General features: G+C 37.7%; 10 protein-coding genes. 8 read left to right on the forward strand and 2 right to left on the reverse strand.

The genetic code is table 11. From position 1 onward, the window contains the following. Positions 1-23: 23 nt before the first annotated feature. Positions 24-602 carry an RNA polymerase sigma factor gene (locus tag Q0972_RS07380; RefSeq protein WP_299364313.1) on the reverse strand — a complete coding sequence of 193 codons (579 nt, stop codon included), beginning with the start codon at positions 600-602 and terminating at the stop codon, positions 24-26. 152 nt (positions 603-754) lie between these two features. Here Q0972_RS07380 and Q0972_RS07385 point away from each other — a divergent pair, with 152 nt between their 5' ends. From Q0972_RS07385 to aspA, 8 genes are all read left to right on the forward strand, one after another. Beyond that, positions 755-1972 carry an RsmB/NOP family class I SAM-dependent RNA methyltransferase gene (locus Q0972_RS07385; protein ID WP_299364314.1) on the forward strand — a complete coding sequence of 406 codons (1218 nt, stop codon included), beginning with the start codon at positions 755-757 and terminating at the stop codon, positions 1970-1972. Positions 1973-1981: 9 nt separating this feature from the next. Then, positions 1982-3820 carry an endonuclease gene (locus tag Q0972_RS07390; protein WP_299364317.1) on the forward strand — a complete coding sequence of 613 codons (1839 nt, stop codon included), beginning with the start codon at positions 1982-1984 and terminating at the stop codon, positions 3818-3820. A 2-nt stretch (positions 3821-3822) separates the two neighbouring features. Next, positions 3823-4692, forward strand: coding sequence for a fructosamine kinase family protein (locus Q0972_RS07395; protein ID WP_299364320.1), 870 nt, complete (start codon positions 3823-3825; stop codon positions 4690-4692). Between the two features lie 108 nt (positions 4693-4800). Further along, entirely contained in the window at positions 4801-8592 is a 3792-nt protein-coding gene (gene purL, locus Q0972_RS07400) for a phosphoribosylformylglycinamidine synthase (RefSeq protein WP_299364323.1), read from the forward strand. 74 nt (positions 8593-8666) lie between these two features. Further along, on the forward strand, positions 8667-9764 hold the full coding sequence (locus tag Q0972_RS07405) for an alanine racemase (RefSeq protein WP_299364325.1): 1098 nt from the start codon (positions 8667-8669) through the stop codon (positions 9762-9764). 52 nt (positions 9765-9816) lie between these two features. Further along, the gene (locus Q0972_RS07410) at positions 9817-11727 is read left to right on the forward strand and encodes a fumarate reductase/succinate dehydrogenase flavoprotein subunit (RefSeq protein ID WP_299364336.1); all 1911 of its coding nucleotides are present in this window, start codon (positions 9817-9819) and stop codon (positions 11725-11727) included. A gap of 8 nt (positions 11728-11735) precedes the next feature. Then, the gene (locus Q0972_RS07415) at positions 11736-12479 is read left to right on the forward strand and encodes a succinate dehydrogenase/fumarate reductase iron-sulfur subunit (RefSeq protein WP_299364328.1); all 744 of its coding nucleotides are present in this window, start codon (positions 11736-11738) and stop codon (positions 12477-12479) included. Between the two features lie 48 nt (positions 12480-12527). Beyond that, a complete protein-coding gene (gene aspA / locus Q0972_RS07420) occupies positions 12528-13943 on the forward strand; it encodes an aspartate ammonia-lyase (protein WP_299364331.1) in 1416 nt (471 codons plus the stop codon). Between the two features lie 402 nt (positions 13944-14345). Here aspA and Q0972_RS07425 read toward each other — a convergent pair. Next, a partial coding sequence (locus Q0972_RS07425) for an alpha-amylase family glycosyl hydrolase (RefSeq protein WP_299364333.1) occupies positions 14346-15484 on the reverse strand: 1139 nt, incomplete at its 5' end.

The following is a 15484-nucleotide window of genomic DNA, read 5'->3' on the forward strand; positions in this document are numbered from 1 at the left end:
GCAATAATCCTTAAAAACTTGCGTTACATGTTCTTTTTATAAAAATCCTCTAATATGTTCTGTAAATTCTTCTTAGCCCTAAACATTAAAGACTCAACTGAGGATATACTTTTCTGTGTGATTTCACTAATTTCCTGATAGCTTAACCCATCTATTTTATGTAACGTAAATGTAACTCTTTGTGCCTCAGGCAAACTATTAATAGCTAAAAACAGGGTTTCACTTTTCTCTTTATTCTCTAAGATTATCCCTGGATGATTCATCTCTGTAAAATATGATGTTTTATCTATAGGTATTGCACTTCCACTTAAGGACTGTAAAAATGCAAATCGTTTTTTTGTATTACGTTTTCTAATAAATTCGAGGCACTTATTAGTTGTAATTCTGTAAATCCATGTAGATAGTTTAGAGTTGCCTTTAAATTTATGAATAGATCTAAACACCTCAACAAAAACATCTTGGGCCAAATCTTCGGCCTCCTCTTTATTTGGCACAAAAGAGATACAAGTTGAAAATACTTTCTGTTGAAAGTCATCTAATAGCTTGCCGTAAGCTGCCTCTTCACCTGCTATTAATCTCTTAATAAAGTCGTTTTGCTCCAAATACTTATTAATTATCGTTTACAAATTAAGAAATTAATTGATGAATTAAATGTAACTTTGCACGCCTTTTACCACTAGACAATTGGTTAAAGCAAAATTGAGTTAATCATTTATACTGCCAACTGCGGCTGAATACTGTAAACTAAAAAACAATGCGTCTACACAGAAACTTATGCTTCGCAGTCATTGATGGGTTACACCAAATCTTCAATGAAAATGAATATGCCGATAAAGTTGTGCAACAACTATTAAAGCGTGATAAGCGCTGGGGCAGTCGCGATAGAGGTTTTATTGCAGAAACAACTTATGAAATTGTGAGATATATGCGCTTATATGCAGAAATCGCCAATGTAAAAGCGCCTTACAACAGAGATAACTTATGGCGCCTATTTGCTGTTTGGGCAACCTTAAAGGGTATCAGGCTACCAGATTGGAAATATTTCTCCGATACACCAACTCGAAAAATAAAAGGCCGCTTCGACGAACTATCTAAGATTAGAAAATATCGCGAATCCATACCTGATTGGATGGACCATTTAGGGCTTAAAGAATTAGGTGAATCTACTTGGACTGATGAAATAGCGGCGCAAAACAAACAAGCCGACGTTATACTAAGAGTCAATACACTAAAAACCACTAAAAAAGATTTACGCTTAAAGCTTCAATCCGAAGACATAGAAGCAGAATTCTTATCAAATTATCCTTCAGCTTTAAAGCTGAAGGAACGTGCCAATGTTTTTAAAACAGAGGCTTTTAAAAATGGTTGGCTCGAAGTTCAGGATGCATCATCACAGCTTGTGGCAGATTTTCTCGATGTAAAACCAGGCATGAAAGTTGTGGATGCCTGTGCAGGTGCAGGTGGTAAAACATTGCATTTGGCTTCACTTATGGAAAACAAGGGCCAAATCATTGCAATGGACATTTATGAAAGTAAACTAAAAAAGCTGAAAGTAAGAGCACGACGAAATGGTGTGCATAATGTAGAATTAAAAGTGATTGATTCTACAAAACCTATAAAGAAACTGCATGGTAAAGCAGATCGGCTATTAATAGATGCGCCCTGCTCTGGTTTAGGTGTTTTAAGGAGAAATCCAGATGCCAAGTGGAAACTATCACCAGAGTTTATTGAAAATATAAAAAATACACAGACCGAAGTATTGAATCAATATTCCAAAATGGTAAAACCTGGCGGAAATATGGTGTATGCTACCTGTTCTATTTTACCATCTGAAAATGAAAAACAAATTGACAAATTCTTAACCTCAGAAACAGGAAAAGCGTTTACTTTTGTCAAGGACAAAAAAGTATTGGCCCATACATCTGGTTATGATGGGTTTTATATGGCACTATTAGAAAAAACAAATGAATAAATTAGATTTATGAAACAATTCTACCTACTCACATTTATATTCATCACATTTTTATCCTTTGGACAAGTTCCTACGGGCTACTATGATTCAGCAGATGGGCTAACTGGTTTTGCTTTAAAATCCCAATTAAAACGAATCATCAACGATAATAATGATGGACTTTCTCCAGAATTTACGCATAATGATCAAGGTGATAATTTAGATAATCTCTATGGCACCAGCGATCTAGATTCATACTATGAGAACGACGGAACTATTTTAGATATTTATTCAGAAAATCCTACAGGTGTCGATCCCTATAACTATGTTTTTCCTACAGATGAATGTGCTGGTAATTTTAGCAGCGAAGGAGAATGCTATAACAAAGAACATATTATACCTAGATCCGTCTATAACGAAGCAAGCCCAATGGTAGATGATGGGCACACAGTTATCCCTGTCGACGGTAGGGTGAACGGATTAAGAAGTAATTTTCCTTTTGGCGTTGTGGATGATAATCAACTTATTTCCCAAGGCGGAATAAGCAATCCAACAATGAATGGCTCTAAAGCCGGAGGTAATCTCAACAGTGGCTACTCAGCTGGTTACACAGACACTGTTTTTGAGCCCTTAGATGAGTTCAAAGGCGACGTGGCGAGAATGTACTTTTATTTTGTAACACGTTATGAAGACCAAGTTAATAACTGGAGTAGTTACCCAATGTTCGATGGCACTAACAATAAAGCTTTAGATGATCCATTCTTAACAATCCTATTAACCTGGCATGCCAATGATCCCGTTTCTCAAAAAGAAATCGATAGAAACAATACGGTTTTTGATTATCAGAACAATAGAAACCCATTTGTTGACAATCCAAATTATGCAGCTCTGATTTGGTCTGGCACAGTTGATACTGAAGCTCCTACGGACCCAACAAATTTGGTGGCTTCTAATCCTACAGCTAATAGTATAGATCTTGATTGGACTGCATCGACAGATAATGTTGCTGTAACATCGTATGATGTCTATATTAATAGCGTTTTCTCATTTAATACGGGTAATGCAAATACAAATACAACAGCCTCTGGTTTAATAACAGATACTCTTTACTGTTTTACCATAAAAGCAAGAGATGCTGCTGGTAATGAATCTGACTTTAGCAATGAGTCTTGTGAAGTCACTTTAAATGATGGCAGTGATCTAAATTGTGTCACAGAGACATTCGAAAATATAGGTACATCTTCAAGTTCATATTCTAACGTAACTTGGACAGGTGATGACATAGACATAACGTGGAATGCTACCGATTCTCGAACAGATCAAACCTTAGATAATAGGGCCATAACCATTAGGAATGGTATACTAGAACCTACTAATACTTCTGGAGACTTTGGACTCGTAGAGCAATTAACCGTAACAACTCAAAGAGTTTTCAGCGGAAATGCAGGTACATTTGATTTGGTAGTAAATGGGAATGTTATTGGTACAATTCCCTATACCGATACACCAACTACAACTACCATTCCCGTAGATGTTATTTCGGTTAGCTCATTGGTAATCAACAATAACAGTAATCCTTCGAATAGAGTTATGTTCGACAATCTATCCTGGACTTGTGGTTTGTTGAGCACAACTGAATATGACTTGAATAACATCACAATTTATCCAAACCCTGCTAGAGGTAATACATTACATATAAGTTCAAATCAGAACCTTACTTATGAGGTGTTCTCTATTTTAGGAAAAAAAGTTACTAATGGTAATGTTGTTAATCGCGAAATAAATATTGGCAACTTAAACAGGGGAATTTATATAATCAAACTAGTTCTTGGCAACCAGAGCAGAACTTATAAATTGGTTCGTCTCTAAAAATGTTATTAGAAGAAGACTTAATAAGATATATTGAAAGCAGTCTTCAAACACCGATAGTAAGCTCTAGACCTCTTTCAGGTGGTGACACGGCTTCTGTTTTAAAGCTAGATACATCCAAAAAATCATCTTACATTCTTAAATGTAGTCGTGTAAATGGTTCCATAAACATGTTTGAAGCTGAGGCAAACGGGCTCAACCTAATTGCTAAGTCCAATACCATTGCCACACCAGAAGTTTTTGATTTTGGTATACAGAAAGATACCGCTTTCCTCCTTATGGAAAATATTGTTTCAAAATCTCCTACTTCAGAAGATTATTCAAAACTAGGATTTCAGCTTTCCCGACTTCATGATTGTACTTCAGAAAATTTTGGATTAGATAATGACAACTTCATTGGAAGTCTTGAACAACAAAACACGCCTTCTAAAGACTGGATCAATTTCTACAGCAAACATCGCTTAAGTGCCCAACTCGATTTAGCCCTCAAAAAAGGTTTACTTAGTACATCTGAAATTCCCTCAATAGATGATATTAAATCATGTCTTCAATCCTTTTGTCATAAAGTAAAGCCATCATTATTGCATGGCGATTTATGGGGTGGAAACTTCATCATAGCAGAAGATGGAACACCGTACCTTATAGACCCATCGGTTTATTATGGCCACTCAGAAATTGATATTGCCATGAGCAAACTTTTTGGCGGTTTTAGTTCCAGTTTTTACGAGGCTTATCATAGTGAAAAACCAATATCTGATTCTTTTAAAGAACGTATCGAGCTTTATCAATTGTATTATTTATTGGTGCATCTCAATGTTTTTGGCAATTCCTATTATGGATCTGTAAAACGAATTTTAAAATCCTATTTCTAGTGTCAATTACTGGTGGATAACTTCACCTTTACACTACACATATTAAACTATTTTTCCCATAAAAAAGCGTAAATTTGCCCTTTATTAATCGCATCAACCCTGCATCTAATGATTCACTTCTTTGGAAACCATCCCGATAGTTATCGGGACAGTAAAGTTTTTGCTGTTCAAACCACAAAAGAATTATCAACTGAAACGGTATCTAAACTGACATGGTTATTTGGCGACGCGCCTAAAATAGAGCAAGCATCAATCGATGCTTTTTTTATTGGCCCTAGAGCTGCTATGATTACACCTTGGAGTACTAATGCTGTTGAAATAACCCAAAACATGGGAATTTCTGACATCATAAGGATTGAAGAATTTAAAGCAGTATCCGAAGATTTTAAAGAATACGATCCGATGATTTCTGAAAAATTCAGAAGTCTTCATCAAGATATTTTCACCATAAATATTCAACCAGAAGCTATTCAAAATATTGAAGATATTACATTGTACAATCAACAGGAAGGTTTGGCATTAAGTGGTGAAGAAATTGAATATCTAGAAGAAGTTTCGAAAAAAATAGGGCGGCCACTAACAGACTCTGAAGTGTTTGGTTTTTCCCAGGTTAATTCGGAGCATTGTCGCCACAAAATTTTTAACGGTACCTTTATAATTGATGGCGAAGAGCAACCTATGTCATTGTTCAAAATGATTAAGGAAACCTCAAAGAGAAATCCCAATACCATTGTTTCGGCCTACAAAGACAATGTAGCTTTTATAAAAGGCCCTACTGTAGAACAATTTGCACCAAAACGCGCCGATATTCCAGACTATTATACCACCAAAGATTTTGAATCCGTTATTTCGTTAAAGGCCGAAACGCATAATTTCCCAACGACTGTAGAACCTTTCAATGGTGCCGCAACGGGATCTGGAGGTGAAATTAGGGATAGATTAGCTGGCGGAAAAGGATCAATCCCTTTAGCAGGAACAGCCGTTTATATGACTTCTTATTCACGATTAGAAGAAGAACGCCCTTGGGAAAAAGCTTTTCCCGAGCGTAAATGGTTATATCAAACGCCTATAGACATTTTAATTAAAGCCAGTAATGGCGCTTCAGACTTTGGCAATAAATTTGGACAACCGCTTATTTGTGGTTCAGTTTTAACATTCGAACATAACGAGCAAAGCGATGTCTCCCCGAGCGCCGCGCCTTCCAAAGTCTTGCACGACGGACAGGCAGTCGAGGGGTCTCATCCGCGTAAATTAGGTTTCGATAAAGTCATTATGCTTGCTGGCGGTATAGGCTATGCCAAAGCAGATCAAGCGATTAAAGATGTACCAAAAACAGGAGATAAAATCGTAATCCTTGGTGGTGATAATTATAGAATCGGTATGGGAGGTGCCGCAGTATCTTCAGCAGATACTGGTGAGTTTGATACTGGAATTGAATTAAATGCCGTACAGCGTTCAAACCCTGAGATGCAAAAACGCGCGGCTAATGCTGTAAGGGGAATGGTAGAAAGTGATGAAAATTTTATCGTCTCCATTCACGATCATGGTGCAGGTGGACATCTCAATTGTTTATCGGAATTGGTAGAAGATACTGGAGGACATATAGATTTAGACAAACTTCCTGTTGGCGATCCTACCCTTTCAGCTAAAGAAATTATAGGTAATGAATCTCAAGAGCGAATGGGATTGGTTATTGCGGATGAGCATCTCGAGACCTTGCATAAGATTGCAGACCGAGAACGTTCACCAATTTATGATGTCGGTGATGTTACGGGCAAACATCGCTTTACTTTTGAGTCTAAAACTAAAGGTGATAAACCTATGGACCTAGCTTTAGAGGATATGTTTGGAAGCTCTCCAAAAACTATTATGAACGATAGTACTGTAAAGAAGAATTATAGTAATGTTTCTTATAGTAGTGAAAAGTTTTATGATTATTTAGATCAAGTATTGCAACTCGAAGCTGTGGCTTGTAAGGATTGGCTAACCAATAAGGTAGATCGTTGTGTAGGCGGAAAAGTAGCTAAACAACAATGTGTTGGTGCACTACAATTGCCTCTTAACAATGTGGGTGTAATGGCACTCGATTTTAAAGGTAAAGAAGGCATAGCAACGTCTGTTGGGCACTCACCTATTTCGGGTCTAATTGATCCTGTAGCAGGTAGTCGCAACTCTATAGCTGAAGCACTGACTAATATTATTTGGGCACCTTTAAAAGACGGTTTAAAAAGCGTTTCGCTATCAGCCAATTGGATGTGGCCGTGCAGAAATGAAGGTGAGGATGCCAGATTATATGAAGCAGTCAAAGCTGTCTCAGAATTTGCTATAGACTTAGGCATTAATGTTCCTACAGGAAAGGATTCCCTTTCAATGAAACAAAAATATCCAGATGGCGACGTGATTGCACCTGGAACGGTTATTATTTCTGCAGCGGCTCATTGCAACGATATTTCTAAGGTAATAGAGCCTGTACTTCAAAAAGAAAAAGGTTCTATCTATTATATTAATATATCTCAAGACAGTTATAAACTCGGTGGAAGTTCATTTGCCCAGATCAATAATAAAATTGGAAGTGATACACCTACCATTACAGACGCTAAATATGTAATTACCGTATTTAACACCATACAACAATTAATTAAAGATGAAAAAATTGTTGCTGGTCATGATGTAGCTTCGGGTGGTTTAATTACAACGCTGCTAGAAATGTGCTTTGCCGATAATAATTTAGGCGCTGAATTAGACATTACAAGTCTTGGTGAAAAAGATACTTTTAAGGTGTTATTTTCGGAAAATGCTGGTATCGTCATTCAATCTACTGACCATTCCATCGAGAGTGATTTATCTAAAGCCAATATTAACTTCCATAAAATCGGAGAAGTGACCGAAAGTGATGTGCTTGGTGTAATAAATTATAATCAAGTATATACTATGACCATTTCTCGTCTCAGAGACATGTGGTATAAAACCTCACTTCTACTCGACCGCGAACAAACGGCAAATGGATTAGCCGACCAACGTTTTGAAAATTATAAATATCAGCCATTAAACTACTCATTCCCTGAGCATTTTACGGGTAAACTTCCTGTCAATTCGAGTAAAACAAAGCCATCTGAGATTGCCGCCTCGCAAGCTCCTCGTAATGACGATAAACGACCAAAAGCAGCTATTCTAAGGGAAAAAGGCAGTAATTCTGAACGGGAAATGGCAAACGCCATGTATTTAGCCGGTTTTGATGTTAAGGACGTACACATGACCGATTTAATTTCAGGAAGGGAAACTCTAGAAGATATACAATTTTTGGGAGCTGTTGGTGGCTTTAGTAATTCGGACGTACTAGGTTCTGCCAAAGGTTGGGCTGGCGCTATTAAATATAATGAAAAGGCCAATAAAGTTATTTGGGACTTCTTTCAAAGAGAAGATACACTCTCTGTCGGGATCTGTAATGGCTGTCAACTTTGGATGGAATTAGACCTCATTAATCCAGATCACGATATTCATGGAAAAATGACCTATAATGATTCGCATAAGCATGAAAGTGCTTTTACTTCAGTAAAAATTGAAGAGAACAACTCGGTGATGCTATCGAGCTTGGCAGGGAGTCAACTAGGTGTATGGATATCTCATGGCGAAGGAAAGTTCAATCTTCCATATTTAGAAGACAAATATCACATTGTTGCAAAGTATAGTTATGAAGGCTACCCTCACAATCCAAATGGCTCTGATTTTAACACGGCCATGATGTGCGATAAAACAGGTAGACATTTAGTTACCATGCCACATATTGAACGTTCAATATTCCAATGGAATTGGGCGCATTATCCTTATGGAAGAAAAGATGAGGTATCGCCTTGGATTGAAGCGTTCGTTAATGCTAGGAAATGGTTGGAACAACAATAATTGAAATCGCAACAAACAATGACATCAAAGGGTTTTTAACATGTAGGAGAAAAATAAGTCAGCATAAATAATTTATGTGTAAAGATCTTAACATAACAAAACCAACACTTATCATTGATAAGTCGAAATGTCTGTACAATATTAAAAATATGGTGTCTAAAGCCAAAAGACACCAATTACAATTCCGCCCACACTTTAAAACGCACCAATCCCTTGAAATAGGCCAATGGTTTAAGGATTATGGAGTTGAAAAGATTGCCGTATCATCTTTGACTATGGCAGACTATTTCTCCAAGGAATGGAATGATATCACGGTAGCTTTCCCAACCAATATTCTAGAAATTGAGACGATCAATAGTCTGGCATCAAAAATTACACTCAATTTAACAGTTGAAAATAGTGAAAGTGTTCTGTACTTAAAAAAACATCTTACTCATAAAGTCAATATCTTTATTCAGATTGATGTTGGTTATGGTAGAACAGGCATTGCCCCTTACAATATCGATGATGTAAATTTCCTACTTGAAGAACTGGATAATTCTCCGTTAATGAAATTTGTAGGTTTCTTGTCGCATTCTGGTCATACTTACAAGTGTGACTCTGAAGAATGTATTAAGGACACCCATAGTAGAAGTTTAAAAGTCATTAATCAACTAAAAAGCAACTATCACTCGCGATATCCAAACATGATTGTATCCCTAGGGGATACGCCGAGTTGCAGTGTATCGGAAGATTTTTCTGGAATTAACGAAATACGTCCAGGTAATTTTGTGTTCTACGATCTAATGCAATACCAAATTGGATCTAATACCATCAAAGATATTGCTGTTGCCGTGGCTTGCCCTATTGTAGCAAAACACAAAAATCGATCTGAAGTAGTCATCTATGGTGGTGGTGTTCATTTTTCCAAGGATCGACTCATTGAAAATGGTATCACTATCTATGGAAAAGTAGTAGAAAAAACTAAAAATGGCTGGAGTAAGATTCTGGCAAACACCTTTGTAAAAAGTTTATCTCAAGAACATGGTATTATCAAGGTTCCAATTCAGGATTTTGACAGCTATAGGATTGGCGATTACGTTCTTATTCTGCCCGTGCATTCATGCATGACTGTAGATTTAATGAAGAATTATCTAACGACTGAAGGGCAACAAATTTCAACACTTATTTAAAGCAATTATCTTGTAAAAGAATAGTTTTTCGATTATCTTAGAAGTGATGAAAATTCAATTGAATCCTAAGATACCGGAAGGACCATTAGAAAAAAAATGGAGCAACTATCAGTTAAAATCACAACTGATTAATCCCGCAAATAAGAAAAAATTAAATGTCATCGTTGTAGGCTCTGGTCTCAGTGGTGCTGGTGCTGCTGCAACCTTAGCAGAATTAGGCTATGATGTCCAATGTTTTTGCTATCAGGATTCTGCCAGACGTGCACATTCGGTAGCCGCACAAGGTGGCATCAATGCCGCTAAAAACTATCAACATGATGGCGACAGCGTGTATCGCATGTTTTATGACACATTAAAAGGAGGTGACTTTAGGTCTCGAGAAGCTAACACCTATCGTCTTGCAGAATTATCAGCACCTTTGATTGACCATTTTGTACAGCAAGGTGTACCTTTTGCACGGGAGTATGGTGGCACTTTGATCAACCGTAGTTTTGGTGGTGTCCAAGTACAACGTACATTTTACGCCAGAGGGCAAACGGGTCAGCAATTGTTATTAGCTGCGTACTCACAACTTTATAAAATGATCAGGGCCAAAAAAGTAAGCATGCATCCACGTAGTGAGATGTTAGATTTAGTAGTTATTGATGGTAAGGCCAAAGGTATCATTGTGAGAAATTTAGTTACCGGTCAATTAGAGCGTTATGCTGCTGACGCCGTAGTTTTAGCAACAGGTGGGTATTCAAGAGTATTTCGCCTTTCAACCTTGGCAATAGGCTGTAATGGTAGTGCGATTTGGAAAGCGCATAAAAAAGGGGCATTCTTTGCAGCACCTAGCTTCACTCAAATTCACCCGACCGCTTTGCCACAATCTAGTGAGGCACAATCCAAATTAACGTTGATGTCTGAATCTTTGCGCAATGACGGCCGTATTTGGGTACCCAAACAAAAAGAAGACAGTAGACGGCCAAAAGATATTCCAGAGGATGAACGCGACTATTATTTGGAGCGTCGCTATCCTAGTTTTGGAAATTTGGCACCTCGTGATATTGCTTCTAGAGCAGCTAAGGAACGTATAGATGCTGGTTATGGTGTCGGTCGCCTCAAAAATGCGGTCTATTTAGATTTTAAACACGCTATTGAAAAGTTCGGTTTAGATACCATAAAAGACCGCTATGGTAACTTATTCAATATGTATAAAAAAATCACGGGTATTGATGCTTACACCACGCCTATGCTTATTTCGCCTGCGGCACATTTTTCTATGGGTGGACTTTGGGTAGATTATGAGCTTATGACTACCATTCCTGGTCTTTATGCTGTTGGGGAATGTAACTTTTCAGATCATGGAGCCAATCGTTTAGGCGCGAATTCTCTTCTTCAAGCTAGTGTGGATGGCTATTTTATTTTACCGAATACCATTAACAATTATTTAGCAAACGAGATTAAATCAGACCATCCTACTACAGAACATCCTGAGTTTGATAAGGCAGAAACTGAGGCTAAAGCTCACATTGAAAAAATTCTAAATATAAACGGAACAAAAACTGTAGATCATTTTCACAGAGAACTCGGTAAGATTATGTGGAACGAATGTGCCATGAGTCGTACCAAGGAGGGTCTCGAAAGGGCCATCATTAAGATAAAGCAACTGAAAGAAGAATTTTGGGCAGATGTAAAAGTTACTGGCAATTCTGACGAAATGAATACAGAATTAGAAAAAGCATATCGTCTGGCAGACTTCATTGAGTTAGGCATCTTAATGTGCACAGATGCTTTACAGCGTGAAGAATCCTGCGGTGCCCATTTTAGGGAAGAATACCAAACTAAAGATGGAGAGGCATTGCGTGTAGATGAAGACTATTCCTTTGTATCGGCTTGGGAATATGATGAAGATAATTTCAAATTACATAAAGAACAACTCGAATTTGAATTCGTGAAACCAACTGTGAGAAGTTATAAATAATAGGCAGAATGAGAGTAACCTTTAAAATATGGCGGCAGGACAATCCCAATTCCAAAGGGGATTTCAAAACCTATGAGGTCGATGGCTTAACAGAAGATATGTCTTTTTTGGAAGCTTTGGATCATCTCAATGAAGAATTGGTTTTAAAAGACGAAAAAGTAATTGCTTATGAATATGATTGTCGTGAGGGCATTTGCGGTCAATGTGGTGTGTATATAAATGGTAGAGCACATGGTCCTCATCCCAACATGACCACATGCCAATTGCACATGCGAAGTTTTAATGATGGTGAAACCATAACGGTAGAACCTTGGCGGGCGTCAGCTTTCCCAATAATAAAGGATTTGGTAGTTGATCGTTCGGCTTTTGATCGAATTATCGAAGCTGGAGCCTATATCAGTTCAAAAACAGGTACTGCTCCCGAGGCCAATTCGATTCCTATACCAAAGGCTATCGCTGATAAAGCCATGGATGCAGCAGCATGCATAGGCTGTGGTGCTTGTGTCGCCACCTGTAAAAATGCTTCTGCTGCTTTATTTACTTCAGCAAAAATCAATCACCTAAACAGTTTACCGCAAGGCAAAGCTGAAGCCAAAGAACGCTTAGAGCAAATGACCTATCAAATGGATATTGAAGGTTTTGGTAATTGCACCAATACTGGTGCATGTGAAGTGGAATGCCCAGAAGGTATCTCTATTAAGAATATTGCTGAAATGAATTCGAGTTGGTTGAAACAAAAAATGCTTGGCTAAACTCGTGTATAACACCAATGACTTTGGTACAAACTTAAACCGAACACTATGAAACGAAAGGAAACCGACCTTTTAGGGCAGCTAGAGATCGACAATCGCCTCTACTATGGCATACATACCCAACGTGCTATCGATAATTTTCAGATTTCCAACACCAAAGTTGGTGATTACCCCCTACTTATAAAAGGTTTGATTCTTACCAAAAAAGCCTGTGCTGCAGCAAATTTGGAAATAGGCACTATTCCCTCAGAAAAAGCTGAAATGATTATGCAAGCCTGTGATCATATTCTGGAAAATTTGGAAACGTATGCAAAATTTTTTCCGTCAGATGTATTTCAAGGTGGTGCTGGTACATCGGTAAACATGAATGCCAACGAAGTTATCGCTAATGTAGCTCTAGAGCTTAACGGCTATTACAAAGGCGAATATGATGTATTAAATCCTAACGACCATGTCAACAAGTCGCAATCTACCAATGATGCTTATCCCACTGGATTTAGGGTCGCACTGTATTATTATATGAATATATTGTTAGAGCACCTCAACACCTTAACAACAAGCGTAGACAAAAAAGCCTCTAAATTTAAGGATGTTCTAAAAATGGGACGTACCCAATTGCAAGATGCTGTTCCTATGTCTTTAGGAGATGAGTTTGGGGCCTGGTCGGTGAATTTGAAAGAAGAAACTAAAAATTTAAAACATTCGCGCGATTTAATATTGGAAGTGAATTTAGGAGCCACAGCCATTGGCACCAGTGTTAATGCGCCAGATGGCTTTACAGAACTTTCTATTGGCTATCTTCAAAAGTTTACCAAGGCTAGTTTTGTACCAGCAGCCAATTTAATTGAAGCCACATCAGATTGTGGTGCTTATGTGATGATGTCTGGGGCACTAAAACGTACTGCTGTAAAACTCTCTAAAATCTGTAACGATTTACGATTGTTATCTTCTGGGCCGCGATGCGGTCTCAACGAAATAAATCTACCTGAACTACAAGCAGGCTCTTCCATTATGCCTGCAAAGGTGAATCCTGTGATTCCCGAAGTGGTCAATCAGGTCTGTTTTAAGATTATTGGTAATGATGTAGCTATTTCATTCGCAGCCGAAGCTGGTCAATTGCAACTCAATGTCATGGAACCTGTAATTGCTCAGTGTTTGTTCGAATCCTTTGAACTACTTTCTAATGCTTGTACCACACTGGCCAAAAAATGTATAGATGGCATTACAGTAAATGAAGAACACACTAAACAAATGGTAATGAATTCGGTTGGTATTATTACCTTTTTAAACCCTTATATAGGACATCATATGGGAGATGTTATTGGAAAAGAAGCTATTACTACAGGAAAATCCATAAGGGAACTGGTACTCGAAAAGAAACTACTTACCGAAGCTGAATTAGATAAAATTTTAAGCGTGGATAATTTGATGAATCCAAAATATACGGCGGAATTGTTTAAATAAACCACGATGGATTTGAAATCCATCGTTCTAAATAAAAGAATTTTATTCTTTTAGAGTTCAGTTGTTATTCCGAATGAGGTACGAAGAGGAATCTCATAATTTTAGCTGTATAATGAGATTTCTCACTATGTTCGAAATGACAATCAAACCACAAAAAGTTTATAAAAACTAAAGTAACTGCAATGAAATTGCAGGGTTTTAATCATTAACTTGATAATAAAAAAAGAGCTTTCGTGTCGAGCTGTCATATCGAACAACTTATTGGTAATCATATTTTAAAAGTTTGTTTGCATATGTAGTTATCTACTGACCTCTAAAAGAGTTTATGGCGTAACAACATTCAATGTTTTTTATCTGAAGGCATAATGCTTAGTGTTTCTTTCATTTGCATTAAAATAAACTTTACTTGCATGCCACCAATATAAGTCCCCATTTGGGTTTAATCGTCTTTTTGTCGTCTGCTTTATATACGTTTGAAGTCAAGAGGTCTTTAAAACACTGTCCGTTTAATTCAGTTAATTCAACGGTTTGCGATGTGTCACTATTGTTAATGACCACGATGATATCGTCATTTTTGTATGACCGTTGAAATGCGAAGACCGCATTGTCATCATCAGTCAGCAATGTTTTGTAAGTACCTAATTGTAAAGCTTCGTTTTCATTTCTAATTTTAATGAGTTGTCGGTAATGGTCAAAAAGCGATGTGTTAATCTCCACCTTGTCTGGCTCGTGCAGCGTTTCATCGGCACCATATACTTCGTCCTCATAGACAATATCATCCCACAGCATTGGCTTTCTGCAATCGGGGTCATTGGCACCCCACATCCCTACCTCATCACCGTAATAAATCATAGGTGCTCCGACATAGGTCATCTGCATAATTATGGACAGCTTCAATAGTTCAATATCTTCCGCTTTAGGTTTACGGCTAGAATATGCTGGATTTTCTATTGCCTTAGATATTCTGGCATAAGAACTCCAGTCCCTAAAATTGCCTATACCACGATTGACGATATACGACCCAATTCTGTTGACATCGTGACTGCCGAAGAGGGTTTGAGATACATAAGCTACTTGGAGCGGATACAACTCTCTAAGTTCTTTCAATTTGGCATCATATTCACTTGTTGAAATTTTGTAAGGCTCGGGATTAAAAAAATACTCTGCCGAGGCAAAAGCAAAATTGTAATTCATTTCCCCATCAAATTCATCACCTTGCATATACGGTACTACTTTTTCGGGTGTGTCAACAATTTCGGCAGTCAAATACGCTTCTTCGTTGATGGAGCGCACGTATTTGCGCCATTTTTTCCAAAATGGGTGTCCAATACAAAAAGCAACGTCCAATCGCCATCCATCAATTCCAAATTCCGTTCCCTTGTCCTTTGGGTTCATCCATCGCCGTGTAGCATTAAAAATATACTTCTTTGGGCCTTCAACAATTCCTGTGCTATCTTCCCGAAGTTCTGGAAGCGATTTTACACCAAACCAGCCCTCATAATCAAATGTTGTTCCTTTGATGCTATCGTTCCATGATTTAA

Source organism: Winogradskyella sp., assembly GCF_028282165.1.
Classification (GTDB): domain Bacteria; phylum Bacteroidota; class Bacteroidia; order Flavobacteriales; family Flavobacteriaceae; genus Winogradskyella.

Excerpts from the sequence above, each read along its gene's own strand:
- Q0972_RS07385 (WP_299364314.1), top strand. The coding sequence starts at position 755 with ATGCGTCTACACAGAAACTTATGCTTCGCAGTCATTGATGGGTTACAC.
- Q0972_RS07390 (WP_299364317.1), top strand. The coding sequence starts at position 1,982 with ATGAAACAATTCTACCTACTCACATTTATATTCATCACATTTTTATCC.
- Q0972_RS07395 (WP_299364320.1), top strand. The coding sequence starts at position 3,823 with ATGTTATTAGAAGAAGACTTAATAAGATATATTGAAAGCAGTCTTCAA.
- purL (WP_299364323.1), top strand. The coding sequence starts at position 4,801 with ATGATTCACTTCTTTGGAAACCATCCCGATAGTTATCGGGACAGTAAA.
- Q0972_RS07405 (WP_299364325.1), top strand. The coding sequence starts at position 8,667 with ATGTGTAAAGATCTTAACATAACAAAACCAACACTTATCATTGATAAG.
- Q0972_RS07415 (WP_299364328.1), top strand. The coding sequence starts at position 11,736 with ATGAGAGTAACCTTTAAAATATGGCGGCAGGACAATCCCAATTCCAAA.
- aspA (WP_299364331.1), top strand. The coding sequence starts at position 12,528 with ATGAAACGAAAGGAAACCGACCTTTTAGGGCAGCTAGAGATCGACAAT.